Raw genomic sequence first — 12735 nt, forward strand, 5'->3', positions numbered from 1 at the left:
ATACATTCTTACGCAGCGCTCGACCCTTGCCTTCCGTTGGAAGGCAAGGGGTCGACCCGGCTTACTTGTCTCCGCCCTCGGTGGTTTCGGCGCCGGACTGGGGCTTCTCCGTCGCCGCGGCCGCGGATGTCCGGGCCGGCACGGACGGCACGTCGTCGGCCACCCACTCGGCCGCCTCCTTGGCGGCGGTCAGCAGGACGGTGTCCTGCGGCTGCTGGTCGGCGAAGTTCTCCGGGTGGTGGCAGGCTGCCCGCTGGCCGGGACGCAGCTCCAGCAGCGGCGGCTCGGTCGTCCTGCAGATCTCCGTCGCCTTCCAGCACCGGGTGTGGAATCGGCAGCCGCTCGGCGGGGAGATCGGCGAGGGCACGTCGCCCTTGAGCAGGATGCGCTCGCTCTTGGCCGACTTGCGCCGCGGGTCCGGGATCGGCACCGCCGACAGCAGGGCCTTGGTGTACGGGTGCATCGGCGACTTGTAGAGCTGTTCGCGGTCGGCCAGCTCGACGATCTTTCCGAGGTACATCACCGCGATCCGGTCCGAGACGTGCCGGACGACCGACAGGTCGTGCGCGATGATCACGTACGTCAGACCCAGCTCCTGCTGGAGGTCGTCCAGCAGGTTCACCACCTGCGCCTGGATCGACACGTCCAGCGCGGAGACCGGCTCGTCCGCCACCACCAGCTTGGGGTTGAGCGCGAGCGCGCGGGCGATGCCGATGCGCTGGCGCTGGCCGCCGGAGAACTCGTGCGGATACCGGTTGTAGTGCTCGGGGTTGAGGCCCACGACCTCCAGCAGCCGCTGCACCTCCTTCTTCACGCCGCCCTCGGGCGTGACGCCCTGGAGCCGGAAGGGGGCGCCGACGATGGTGCCGATGGTGTGGCGCGGGTTCAGCGACGAGTACGGGTCCTGGAAGATCATCTGCACGTCGCGGCGCAGCGGGCGCATGCCGCCGACGCCGAGGTGCGTGATGTCGCGTCCCTCGAACTCGACCGTGCCGGCGGTGGGCTCCAGCAGCCGGGTGATCAGCCGGCCCATCGTCGACTTGCCGCAGCCGGACTCGCCCACGACACCGAGGGTCTCACCGGCCCGGACCTCGAAGCTGATGCCGTCGACCGCCCGTACGGCGCCGACCTGCCGCTGGAGCAGGCCCTTGCGGATCGGGAAGTGCTTCTGCAGGCCGGTCACCTTCAGCAGGATCTCGCCCTGGGCGGCGTCCTCGGTGAGGGTGGCCGCCCCGGCGGCGCTCGCCTCGGTGCCGTCGCTCTCGGCGGAAGTGGTCACGGCCGTGTCCTTGGAATTCTCGCTCACAGCTTCGGCGCAATCTCTTCGGTCCAGATACGCTCCCGCTGCTCCGCGGTCATGTGGCAGGCGGCCCAGTGCGAGCTGCCGACCTCGGTCAGCTCGGGGCGGACCGTGCGGGTGACGTCGCCCTTGGGCAGGTCGGCATACGGGCAGCGCGGGTTGAAGGCACAGCCGGACGGGACGTTGATCAGGGAGGGCGGGGACCCCTTGACCGGGATCAGGCGGTCCTGCTGCTCGCGGTCGAGGCGCGGCATCGAGCCGAGCAGGCCCCAGGTGTAGGGGTGCCGGGGCTCGTAGAACACCTTCTCGGCCGGGCCTCGTTCGACGCACCGGCCCCCGTACATCACCAGCAGGTCGTCGGCCAGTTCGGCGACGACGCCCAGGTCGTGGGTGATGACGATGACCGCGGACTCGAACTCCTTCTGCAGGTCCCGGATCAGGTCGAGGATCTGCGCCTGGACGGTCACGTCCAGGGCGGTCGTCGGCTCGTCCGCGATGAGCAGTTCGGGGTTGTTGATCAGCGACATCGCGATCATGGCGCGCTGGCGCATGCCGCCGGAGAACTCGTGCGGGTAGCTGTCGACCCGCTTGTCGGGCTGCGGGATGCCCACCCGGTCGAGCATCTCGACCGCCCGGCGCCGGGCGGTCTTCTTGTCGACGTCGTGGTGGATCCGGTACGCCTCCACGATCTGCTGGCCGATCGTGTAGTACGGGTGCAGCGCGGACAGCGGGTCCTGGAAGATCATCGCCATCTCGCGGCCGCGCAGCCTGCGCACGTGGTCCGGGTCGGCGGACAGCAACTCGGTGCCGTCGAGCCAGATCTCGCCGGAGATCCGGGCCTTGCGCTTGCCGTACTGCCCGGCGGTGTGCAGGCCCATGATGCCGAGCGAGGTCACCGACTTGCCGGAGCCGGACTCGCCCACGATGCCGAGGGTCTTGCCCTTCTCCAGCTGGAAGCTCAGCCCGTCGACGGACTTGACCAGGCCGTCGTCGGTGGGGAAGTGCACCTTCAGGTCGCGCACTTCGAGGAAGGCGGTGGGCGCCGGCGAGTCGCCGGTGGGCTCGCCCACGGCTGCACCGGTCTTGCTGAGTTCGGTCATGCGAGCCTCACTCGGGGGTCGATCACGGCATACAGGACGTCCACCACGAGGTTGGCGACGAGCACGGCGAGAGAGGTGATCAGGGTGACGCCCAGGATGATGGGCAGGTCCTGGTTCTTGATCGCGTTGAGGACGGCCTGGCCCAGACCGGGCAGGCTGAACGTGGTCTCGGTCAGGATGGCACCGCCGATGAGGGCGCCGAGGTCCATGCCGAGCATCGTGAGGATGGGCGTCATCGTCGAGCGCATGGCGTGCTTGCGGATGACGACCTGTTCGCGCAGGCCCTTGGCGCGGGCCGTGCGGATGTAGTCCTCGCCGAGGATCTCCAGCATGGTGGCGCGGGTGATGCGGGCGTACATCGCGGCGTACAGGAACGCCAGGGTGACCCACGGCAGGATCATGCCGCCGAGCCAGCCGGTGACGCTCTCCTCCAGGGGCACGTACTCCGCGTTGATCCAGCCCAGCCCGTAGGAGAAGATCGCCAGGCTCAGCAGGCCGGTGAAGTAGATGGGCAGGGAGACACCGGCGAGGGCGACGACCATCGCGCCGCGGTCCCACAGGCTGCCCCGCTTGAGCGCGGACAGGACACCCGCCGCGATACCGAACAGCAGCCACAGCACGGCGGCGCCGAGCGCGAGCCCCAGGGTCACCGGGAAGCGGTCGGTCAGCACCGGCCAGATGGCCTGCTCGCTGCGGAACGAGTAACCGAAGCACGGCGCGGCGCACTCGGTGACATCACCGCCGCCCGCGTACGTGCGGCCCACGAAGATGCCCTTGAAGAACTCCCAGACCTGGACGTAGATCGGGTCGCCCAGGCCCAGCTTCTGCCGCACGGCCTCGACGGCCGCCGGGTCGGCCTGCTTGCCCACGAAGCTGCTGGCGATGTCGACGCCCGCCCATTTGGGGACGAGGAAGAAGATGCCGAAGACCACCATGATGATGACCGCGAGCATCACTACGGCGGCGAACAGCCGCCTGATCAGGTAAGCGAGCACAGATCTCGGCCCACCGCGGACCTCGGGCCACCGGAGGTCTTCCGGTGGCCCGAGGTCACGCCGCGCCGGCCTTCACCTGCCTTTCGTGCCGTACGGCGGGTGTGCCGGTTACTTCGCGGACTTCAGACCGAGGTTGACGAAGTCGTACATGCCGCTGTAGGCGTCCGTCGTGTAGACGTTGGCCAGACGGCTGGAGCGCCAGTTGATGAACTTCTCGAAGACGAAGGGCAGGTAGTAGCCGCCCTCCATGACCTTGTGGTTGATCTCCGTGGCGATCTCGGTCTTGCCCGCGTCGTCCAGGGTGGTGGTGTACTTGTCGAACAGGCCGTCGATCGCCTTGTCCTTGATCAGGGCGTAGTTGTTGTTGCCGCTCTCGAGGATGTAGCTGCTGTCCCACAGCGGCAGGCCGTAGCCCTGCACGGACGGGAAGTCAGGACCCCAGCCCATGATGATGATGCCGTAGCCCTTCTTCTTCACGTTCGAAGGGCTGCCGATGATGCCGGCCGTCTGCGAGCCGTCGTACTGGTCGATGTCGGCGGTGATGCCGACCTTCTTCAGCGACGCCTGGAGGGACTCGGCGGTGGCCACCTCGGCGGGCTTGTTGTTGCGCACCGCGATGGTGGTCTTGAAGCCGTTCGGCTGGCCGCAGGCCTTCAGCGCTTCCTTGGCCTTGTCGACGTTGCCCTTCTTGTTGGCACCGGCGAGCTCGTACGGGTCGTACTTCTGGCCCTCGGCGCCCGGGACGGACGGCGGCAGCATGTTGGTGCCGATGTCGCCACCGGCGACGGGGCCGCCGCGGGCGGTCTGCAGCGACTCGTGGTCGGCGCCGTAGATGACGGCCTTGCGGCAGTCGATGTTGTCGAACGGCTTGACGCTCTGCGGGAAGACCGCGTAGCGGATGTAGCCGGAGACCGGGTTGTCCAGGTTGCCCTTGTGCTGCTTCAGGGCGGTGCTGCGGCCCTGCGGCGACATGCCGGTCTGGTTGATGTCCAGGTCGTAGTCGCCCGCGATCAGACGCGCGTCCATGTCGTTGGCGTTGGAGAAGAACTTGACCGTGATCTTGTCCGGGTACGCCTTGCGGATCGGGTCCGAGTCCTGCTTCCACTCGGTGTTGCGGACCAGTGTCAGGTCCTTGCCCGGGTTGTACGACTGGAACTTGTACGGGCCGGAGGAGAACGGGCGCAGGCCGTACTTGGACTTGGTGTCCTTGTCCTGGCGGACCGGGGACGCCGAGGTCAGGGCCAGCATCTCCTCGAAGTCCGAGTTCGGCTTCGGCAGCTTGAAGACGATGGTCTTGTCGTCGGGGGTCTCGATGGCCTTCAGACCCAGCTTGTCCGCGGACTTGTCCTTGTACGGACCCGGGTACTCGCCCTTGGGGTCGAGCACGTCCTTCAGGTAGACCGGGCCGCCGGACAGCACGTCCTGCGCCCAGACGCGCTGGATGCCGTACTTGATGTCCTTGGAGGTGATCGGCTTGCCGTCCTCCCACGTGAGGCCCTCACGCAGGGTGTACGTGTAGGTCTTCCCGTCGTCCGAGATCTTGGCCAGCCCGGTGGCGAGGTCCGGGGTCAGCTTGGTGCCGGCGCTGCCCGGCTCCGTCTTGCTCGTGACCAGCTGGCGGCTGTAGTAGCGGGAGAAGTTCCACATGAAGCCGTAGTAGCCGCGCGTGGTGTCCCACGAGTCGGCGTCCTGGGCACCGGCGAACTTCAGGGTGCCGCCCTTCTTGGCGAGCGAGGCCTGGGCGACCTTGTTGTTCGCGGCGTTGAAGCCGGCCGCGCCGTTCTTCGACCCCTCGTCGTCGTTGCCGCCGCCGCACGCCGCCGTGGTCAGCAGTGCGGCGACCACGGCCGCAGCGGCCATGGCCTGCTTGCGCCGCCCTGAGGTGCGTTGGGTAGTCACGATCTCGGATCCTCCGGATTTGGATGAGAGCCCCGGTGCCAAATGCCACGGGTCGCTGTAGTACGGCAGTTCAGCGGGAGCCCTTCGGGTCGAGCGCGTCACGCACGCCGTCACCGAAGAGGTTGAAGGCAAGGACGGTGATGAAGATCGCCACGCCCGGGACCACCATGTACATGGGGTCCGAGTCGTAGTAGTCGATCGCGCTCGAGAGCATCTGTCCCCAGGAGGCCGTGGGCGGCTTGACGCCCACGCCCAGGAAGCTGAGCGCCGCCTCGGTGAGGATGTTGGTGGGGATCATCATCGTCGTGTACACGATGATGGGCGCGACCAGGTTGGGCAGCAGTTCCCTGAAGAGGATGTAGAACCGGCCGGCGCCGAGCGACCGGGCCGCCTCGACGTACTCCCGCTCGCGCAGCGACAGCGTCTGGCCGCGCACCACGCGTCCGATGTAGGGCCAGCCGAAGAAGCCGATGACCAGGATCATCACGAACAGGCGCACGCCGGTGCCGGTCAGCCCCAGCATCTCGCCCGGCATGACGGAGACCAGGGCGATGATGAACAGCAGCTGCGGGAAGGCCAGCAGACCGTCCATCACACGGCTGATGACGGCGTCGACCCAGCCGCCGAAGAAGCCGGCCAGGACGCCCAGGACGGTGCCGATCACGACGGCGACGATCGCGGACAGGAAGCCCACGAGGAGCGAGATCTGGGCGCCGTAGACGATGCGGGCGAAGATGTCGCGGCCGCTCACCGGCTCGACGCCGAGCAGGTGCTCGCCGCTGATGCCGCCCCACGCCCCCGTGGGAGTGCCGAACAGCGGGTCGATCAGCTCCTCGTGGCGGGACTCGGGGTCCTGGCCCACCAGGCCCGTGATGACCGGCGCGAGGAGGGCGATCGCTATGAGCGCGAGCACCATGACGCCACCGGCCAGTGCGAGTCTGTCCCGTTTCAGGCGCTCCCAGGCGATCCGGCCCAGAGAACGACCCTGTACGGCTTTCGCACCGCCGCCGGCGACTACCGCTTCCTCGGCCGCACTCGGAGCCGCTTCCGCGGTCGGCTCGTGCAATGGTGCCGTCATCAGGCAGGGACCCCTCTTCTCAACCGGCGGTGGCCGGTCCGCGCATTCCGCTGTGGCGGCGTGTCTGTCCGTCGTACACAGGGGCGAGCAACCCCTGGTGCCGGGAGTCTTCAACGCTTCGGCGTTTTGCTGCCAGACTTGGCGGTGAAAGGATGCGTAAACGTGATGCTGTCTGGGGGATTCCGTTATCCGGACAGCAGGTAACGGCCACCGGTGCCACGCGAGTTGGGACATCCGGCGCAGAGCGTCACATTCCACCCCGGTCTACGCGCGAAGAGACGGGTGCGTGCACCTTGCGGTCATGAGGCGGTTCGGCGGGTGTGCTCAGTATCCGCTCTGGGCGGGCGGGTAGCCGTAGCCCGAGGCGGGGGCCTGGACGGGGGCGGTGGCGTGGGCCTCGCGGTCGTAGAACGGGCGGGCGTTCGCGCGCAGCCACAGGGCCACGGGGTCGTACTCGTCCGACATGGCCACGGTCGAGACGGGGAGTCCCTCCGGCACGGCGCCGAGGGACTGCTGCATCATCGCGCGCACCGCATCCACGGCCTGCGGCGAGGTGTCGTAGACGTCCAGGCCGATGGCGAGGTACGGAGCGCCGAGCGCGGGCTGCACCCAGGCGCGGCGCAGGGCGCGGACGGCCGGGGTGCGGTGGGCGTTCTGGGCGAGCAGGGCGTAGAACTGCGGGACCTCGATGGCCGGTTCGGACAACCGCAGCGGTCCCGCCGGCTGGCGGTCCAGGCCCGTGGCGATCCGGCGCAGGTCGGGCCAGGGGACGCCGACACCGCCGCCGGGGGCGTGCGGGTTGAGCCAGAGGCCGTAGTGGTCGGGGTAGAGGGCGCGGGCGACGTCGATGCCGTCGACCACCTCGTAGGAGCGGGCCCAGCCGCTGGCGGAGAGCTCCTGGGCGGAGGTCACACAGGGGGCGTAGCCGTGCCCGTCGACCTCCATCCTCCCGTACCGGGCGTCCGGGGAGCCGGCCTGGCCGTGCCACAGGAGCATCCAGATCCGGCCGGTGCGGGGCGTCGCGAGCGCGCGCAGGAGTGCCTCGTAGGCGTCGTAACGCCCGGGCGTGACCTGGCGCAGCATGTGCTCGACCTGTCCGGCCGCGGCCGTGCCGCTCGCGCTCACCTTTACCGCCCCTTCGTACAACGCCTCGACCGTGACCTAGCTTAAGCCCGCCCGCCGGCTCGGGACTCTTTCCCGCTCGCCGGGTGCCGGATCGTTGCCCTACCGCTGGTAGAAGGGGCGGACCCGGTCGCGCATCCATTCCCCCACCGGGTCCTCCGCGACGTCCAGCAGGACCAGGTTGACCGGCCAGGGGGCCGGTGCCCTGGTGACGGCCCGGGTGAGGGCCTCCAGGGGCAGGGCCCGCAGGTCACCCTCCCACTGGGAGAGTTCCACGCCCACGAACATCACGGGGTCGGCCGTCTCGATCGCGGCGAGGCAGCGGCGGGCGGTGAGGACCACGCCGGTCGCCTCGAACTCGGTGGAGGCGGCGGCGAGGAAGTCGACCGGGTCGTCCTGCCAGTCCGGCTCGAGGAGACGGACGCGGCCGCCGCTCGCGGGACCGTCCAGCGGGGTGCGGCCGGCCCGGCACAGCTCGGCGACTGCGGGCGGCGGCAGGGGTACGCCGACCACGCCGCCGGGGTTGACGACGATGCCCGCGTGCGGGGGCAGTCCGCGGGCGAACTCCACGGCGGGGGCGATGGTGTACGACATGTGGGAGCCGACGACCTGCCGGAACTGCTCCTCGGAGCTGAACACCGGCACGAACGCCTGGCCGTCGATCTCGATGCCGGGGAGGTCGAGGGGGCCGCTGCGCGGGCCGCCGCCGCTGGGCAGCGGCACCCAGACGAAGCTCCGCCCGAGCACCTCGACGATCCGCCCCCCGGCCGCCGGCCCGGCACCGAGCGAGGCCGAGAGCACCTCCTCCAGCTCGTTGCCGGGCCACCCGCCGTGCGGGTGGGTCTGTGTCTGCGCCGGGAAGTCCGCGGAGAAGTCCGCCGGGAAGTCCATCTGCCTACCGCCCTGCCTGGAACCACTGCTGAGGCTAAGAAGGCTAACGGCTCGTGGCCCTCGGGGCTTCGTCCGTGTGCCGGGAGTCCGGCGGTCGGGTGGGGGCTGGGGCTGACGGTGGGGTTCGGGCGGGTGGGCGAGAGGGGGGCGTGGCCCCTCTCGCCGTGCCCCCCTCTCGCCCTCGCCCCTCCCCCTTCCCCCGCGCGATCGCTCAGCCCACGAAGCCGATGCCGCGCAACGTGTCCGCCGCCGCGCGGTCGGCCAGGACGGCCGAGGCGCAGCCGGGGGGCAGGTCGCCTCGTTCCACCGAGCGGAGCAGGCGGGTGGTGGCCGCGCGGTGGCGGAGGAAGGCGTAGCGGGAGACGCCCCGTCCGCGGTCGCGCTGGCCTGCCAGGGCCTCCTGGGGGGTGACGTCCAGGAGGAGCAGGTGCAGGGTGCCGCCCCGGCGCCGGGCCTCGCGCGCGAGCCAGCGGCGGACCCAGGCCTGGTGGCCGCAGTCGTGGACGACGACGCCCTCGCCGGTGCGCAGGGCGCGGCGCAGCCCGGCGTAGTGGGCGAGGCGGACCAGCGGGCGGTAGACCGCGTAGGGGAGGAAGCCCGGCATACGGCGCTCCCAGCGGTCGCGGGTGTCCTGGGAGTCGACGCGCCGGCCCGGCACCGTGCGGCGCATCAGCGTGGACTTGCCGGAGCCGGGCAGACCCGTGACCACGACGAGGTCGCGGGGGCCGAACAGCAGCGCGTGCGGGCCGCGGCCGGCGCGCTCGCGCAGATCGCGGACGACGGGCGCCGGCACCGGGCCGCACGCGGCCCGGGCCGGGACCGCCGGCTGCTCGGGCAGCGCGATGCCCGTGGTCGTGGCGTACGCCGTGGTCCTGTTCACCGTGAACGTCCTCCCCTGAGGCCAGGTACGGAGACCCATCCCCGCCGAGTGTAAAAAGAAGGTAATGCCACAGGCCTCTCATTTCCTTACTGGTCCTGCAACAGGGCTGCTACAGATCACGGGCCCGGCGGGCGGGACGCTGTGCTCTTCCTGGGAAAGGTCCCCCTGCCGCGTGGGAAGGATGCGTGCAATGATGTGCGCGCCAACTGCATACCGGCCGTTTGAATCCGCGCGGGAGAGTCCCCAGCACCGCTGACGCTGGGGCGCCGAAGGAGCAAGTCCCTCCCTTGAATCTCTCAGGCCCCGTTACCGCGCGGGCGAGGCACATCTGAAAAGCGGGCCCTCCCCTGCCCCGGCAGGCCGGCTCCACCCAAGGTGCAAGCCATGGACCGGCAAGGTCATGGCGAACCTCTCAGGTTCCGATGACAGATGGGGAGGAACGACCTCGCCCTCCCCCACGCCCGGCTCCGCCCGCGCGTGAGGGACCCCCATGTGCCCTGGGAGACGACCGACTGTGAGCAGTACAGGAGAACTCCGTCACACCGCGCTCGATGCCCTGCATCGCTCGCTCGGCGCGACGATGACCGACTTCGCCGGCTGGGACATGCCCCTGCGCTACGGCTCCGAGCGCGACGAGCACACCGCCGTGCGCACGAAGGCCGGCCTCTTCGACCTCTCCCACATGGGCGAGATCACCGTCACCGGCCCGCAGGCCGCCGCCCTGCTCGACCACGCGCTGGTGGGCGACATCGGCGGCGTGAAGCCGGGCCGCGCCCGCTACACCATGATCTGCCGCGCCGACGGCGGCATCCTGGACGACCTGATCGTCTACCGGCTGGGCGAGACCGAGTACATGGTCGTCGCCAACGCCTCCAACGCCCAGGTCGTCCTGGACGCGCTGACCGAGCGCGCCGCCGGCTTGGACGCCGAGGTCCGCGACGACCGGGACGCCTACGCGCTGCTCGCCGTCCAGGGCCCCCAGTCCCCCGGCATCCTGAAGTCCCTCACCGACGCCGACCTCGACGGCCTGAAGTACTACGCCGGACTGCCCGGCACGGTCGCGGGCGTCCCGGCGCTGATCGCCCGGACCGGCTACACCGGCGAGGACGGCTTCGAGCTGTTCGTGAAGCCGGAGCACGCGGTCGAGCTGTGGCAGGCGCTGACCGAGGCGGGCGAGGGCGCCGGCCTGGTCCCGTGCGGGCTGTCCTGCCGCGACACGCTGCGCCTGGAGGCGGGGATGCCGCTGTACGGGCACGAACTGACCACCTCCCTGACGCCCTTCGACGCCGGTCTCGGCCGTGTGGTGAAGTTCGAGAAGGAGGGCGACTTCGTCGGGCGCGAGGCGCTCGCGGAGGCCGCCGCCCGGGCCGGGCAGAACCCGCCGCGCGTACTGGTCGGCCTGGTCGCCGAGGGCCGCCGGGTCCCGCGGGCCGGGTACGCGGTCGTCGCCGGCGGCGAGGTGATCGGCGAGGTCACCTCCGGCGCACCCTCCCCCACGCTGGGCAAGCCCATCGCCATGGCCTACGTCGACGCCGCACACGCCGCCCCCGGCACGAGCGGTGTGGGCGTGGACATCCGGGGCAGCCACGAGCCGTACCAGGTCGTGGCGCTGCCGTTCTACAAGCGCCAGAAGTAGACACTGGCCGGGAGGCCGCGGCTACGGCCTCGCCCCCGCCCCGTCGTCCCAGCTCACCAGCAGTCCCCCTTTTCACAGCACTCCCGCGCGTACAGGAGAATCCAGGCCATGAGCAACCCCCAGCAGCTGCGTTACAGCAAGGAGCACGAGTGGCTGTCGGCCGCAGAGGACGGCGTCTCGACGGTCGGCATCACGGAGCACGCGGCCAACGCGCTCGGCGACGTGGTCTTCGTCCAGCTCCCCGAGGTGGGCGACACCGTCGCCGCGGGCGAGACCTGCGGCGAACTGGAGTCGACCAAGTCGGTGTCCGACCTGTACTCCCCGGTCTCCGGTGAGGTCACCGAGGTCAACGAGGACGTCGTCAACGACCCGTCGCTGGTGAACTCGGCGGCCTTCGAGGGCGGCTGGCTGTTCAAGGTGCGCGTCACCGACGAGCCGGGCGACCTGCTCTCGGCCGACGAGTACACCGCGTTCGCCGCCGGCTGAGGAGTCGTAGCCGTATGTCCGTCCTGAACACACCCCTGCACGAGCTCGACCCGGCCGTCGCCGCCGCGGTCGACGCCGAGCTGCACCGCCAGCAGTCCACGCTGGAGATGATCGCCTCGGAGAACTTCGCCCCGGTCGCCGTCATGGAGGCGCAGGGCTCGGTCCTCACCAACAAGTACGCCGAGGGCTACCCCGGCCGCCGCTACTACGGCGGTTGCGAGCACGTCGACGTGGTCGAGCAGATCGCGATCGACCGCATCAAGGAGCTGTTCGGCGCCGAGCACGCCAACGTGCAGCCGCACTCGGGCGCCCAGGCCAACGCGGCCGCGATGTTCGCGCTGCTCAAGCCGGGCGACACCATCATGGGTCTGAACCTCGCCCACGGCGGGCACCTGACCCACGGCATGAAGATCAACTTCTCCGGCAAGCTCTACGACGTCGTCGCCTACCACGTGGGCGAGGACGGCCGGGTCGACATGGCCGAGGTCGAACGGCTGGCCAAGGAGTCCAGGCCGAAGCTGATCGTCGCCGGCTGGTCGGCGTACCCGCGGCAGCTGGACTTCGCGGAGTTCCGCCGGATCGCGGACGAGGTCGGCGCGTACCTGATGGTCGACATGGCGCACTTCGCCGGTCTCGTGGCCGCCGGGCTGCACCCCAACCCGGTGCCGCACGCGCACGTGGTCACCACCACGACCCACAAGACCCTGGGCGGCCCGCGCGGCGGCGTGATCCTCTCCACGGCCGAACTGGCCAAGAAGATCAACTCCGCCGTCTTCCCCGGTCAGCAGGGCGGTCCGCTGGAGCATGTGATCGCCGCCAAGGCCGTCGCCTTCAAGGTCGCCGCCTCGGAGGACTTCAAGGAGCGCCAGCGCCGTACGCTGGAGGGCGCCCGCATCCTGGCCGAGCGCCTGGTGAAGGACGACGTGCGGGCCGTGGGCGTGGACGTCCTGTCCGGCGGCACGGACGTGCACCTGGTCCTGGTCGACCTGCGCCACTCGGAGCTGGACGGGCAGCAGGCCGAGGACCGCCTCCACGAGGTGGGCATCACCGTCAACCGGAACGCGATCCCGAACGACCCGCGCCCGCCGATGGTGACGTCCGGCCTGCGGATCGGCACGCCGGCCCTGGCCACCCGCGGGTTCGGGGCGGACGACTTCGCGGAGGTCGCGGACGTCATCGCCGAGGCGCTGAAGCCGTCGTACGAGGCGGAGGCCCTCAGGGCCCGGGTGAAGGCCCTGGCCGACCAGCACCCGCTGTACGCGGTTCTGGACAAGTAGAGAAACCTCTCCGGTGCCGCGCCCGCCACAAGCGGCCGCGGCACCCTGCCCCTCCGCACCACCCCCGTAGT

11 protein-coding genes and 1 riboswitch are annotated in these 12735 nt (G+C 70.2%); of the genes, 3 read left to right on the plus strand and 8 right to left on the minus strand.

The window, feature by feature from the left end:
• Nucleotides 1–61: 61 nt before the first annotated feature.
• From ACFW6P_RS21460 to ACFW6P_RS21495, 8 genes are all read right to left on the minus strand, one after another.
• Entirely contained in the window at nt 62–1306 is a 1245-nt protein-coding gene (locus ACFW6P_RS21460) for an ABC transporter ATP-binding protein (protein WP_386424381.1), read from the minus strand.
• Nucleotides 1303–2400: an ABC transporter ATP-binding protein gene (locus ACFW6P_RS21465; protein WP_386356454.1), complete on the minus strand. Its 1098-nt coding sequence runs from the start codon at nt 2398–2400 to the stop codon at nt 1303–1305. The genes ACFW6P_RS21460 and ACFW6P_RS21465 overlap by 4 nt, the downstream gene beginning before the upstream one ends.
• Complete coding sequence (locus ACFW6P_RS21470) at nt 2397–3395, minus strand: ABC transporter permease (RefSeq protein ID WP_386356456.1); 999 nt, start codon at nt 3393–3395, stop codon at nt 2397–2399. The genes ACFW6P_RS21465 and ACFW6P_RS21470 overlap by 4 nt, the downstream gene beginning before the upstream one ends.
• 108 nt (nt 3396–3503) lie before the next feature.
• Complete coding sequence (locus ACFW6P_RS21475; RefSeq protein WP_386356459.1) at nt 3504–5294, minus strand: ABC transporter substrate-binding protein; 1791 nt, start codon at nt 5292–5294, stop codon at nt 3504–3506.
• A 70-nt stretch (nt 5295–5364) separates the two neighbouring features.
• Nucleotides 5365–6372 (minus strand): ABC transporter permease, encoded by a 1008-nt coding sequence (locus ACFW6P_RS21480; RefSeq protein WP_386356462.1) that lies wholly within the window; start codon nt 6370–6372, stop codon nt 5365–5367.
• A 324-nt stretch (nt 6373–6696) separates the two neighbouring features.
• Nucleotides 6697–7497, minus strand: a complete 801-nt coding sequence (locus ACFW6P_RS21485; protein WP_386356465.1) for an enhanced serine sensitivity protein SseB C-terminal domain-containing protein — start codon at nt 7495–7497, stop codon at nt 6697–6699.
• A gap of 99 nt (nt 7498–7596) precedes the next feature.
• The gene (locus ACFW6P_RS21490; RefSeq protein ID WP_386424382.1) at nt 7597–8385 is read right to left on the minus strand and encodes an enhanced serine sensitivity protein SseB; all 789 of its coding nucleotides are present in this window, start codon (nt 8383–8385) and stop codon (nt 7597–7599) included.
• 211 nt (nt 8386–8596) lie between these two features.
• A complete protein-coding gene (locus ACFW6P_RS21495) occupies nt 8597–9265 on the minus strand; it encodes an AAA family ATPase (protein WP_386356471.1) in 669 nt (222 codons plus the stop codon).
• A gap of 222 nt (nt 9266–9487) precedes the next feature.
• A riboswitch (glycine riboswitch) is annotated at nt 9488–9587 on the plus strand.
• A gap of 168 nt (nt 9588–9755) precedes the next feature.
• Here ACFW6P_RS21495 and gcvT point away from each other — a divergent pair.
• From gcvT to glyA, 3 genes are all read left to right on the plus strand, one after another.
• Nucleotides 9756–10901 carry a glycine cleavage system aminomethyltransferase GcvT gene (gcvT, locus tag ACFW6P_RS21500; protein ID WP_386356474.1) on the plus strand — a complete coding sequence of 382 codons (1146 nt, stop codon included), beginning with the start codon at nt 9756–9758 and terminating at the stop codon, nt 10899–10901.
• A 108-nt stretch (nt 10902–11009) separates the two neighbouring features.
• Nucleotides 11010–11387 carry a glycine cleavage system protein GcvH gene (gcvH, locus tag ACFW6P_RS21505; protein WP_386356477.1) on the plus strand — a complete coding sequence of 126 codons (378 nt, stop codon included), beginning with the start codon at nt 11010–11012 and terminating at the stop codon, nt 11385–11387.
• Between the two features lie 14 nt (nt 11388–11401).
• Nucleotides 11402–12664: a serine hydroxymethyltransferase gene (gene glyA, locus ACFW6P_RS21510; RefSeq protein WP_386356480.1), complete on the plus strand. Its 1263-nt coding sequence runs from the start codon at nt 11402–11404 to the stop codon at nt 12662–12664.
• Nucleotides 12665–12735: the final 71 nt, after the last annotated feature.

Source organism: Streptomyces sp. NPDC058741 (genome assembly GCF_042746715.1).
Taxonomy (GTDB): Bacteria; Actinomycetota; Actinomycetes; order Streptomycetales; family Streptomycetaceae; genus Streptomyces.

Excerpts from the sequence above, each read along its gene's own strand:
- gcvH (WP_386356477.1), top strand. The coding sequence starts at position 11,010 with ATGAGCAACCCCCAGCAGCTGCGTTACAGCAAGGAGCACGAGTGGCTG.
- ACFW6P_RS21465 (WP_386356454.1), bottom strand. The coding sequence starts at position 2,400 with ATGACCGAACTCAGCAAGACCGGTGCAGCCGTGGGCGAGCCCACCGGC.
- ACFW6P_RS21490 (WP_386424382.1), bottom strand. The coding sequence starts at position 8,385 with ATGGACTTCCCGGCGGACTTCTCCGCGGACTTCCCGGCGCAGACACAG.
- gcvT (WP_386356474.1), top strand. The coding sequence starts at position 9,756 with ATGTGCCCTGGGAGACGACCGACTGTGAGCAGTACAGGAGAACTCCGT.
- glyA (WP_386356480.1), top strand. The coding sequence starts at position 11,402 with ATGTCCGTCCTGAACACACCCCTGCACGAGCTCGACCCGGCCGTCGCC.
- ACFW6P_RS21480 (WP_386356462.1), bottom strand. The coding sequence starts at position 6,372 with ATGACGGCACCATTGCACGAGCCGACCGCGGAAGCGGCTCCGAGTGCG.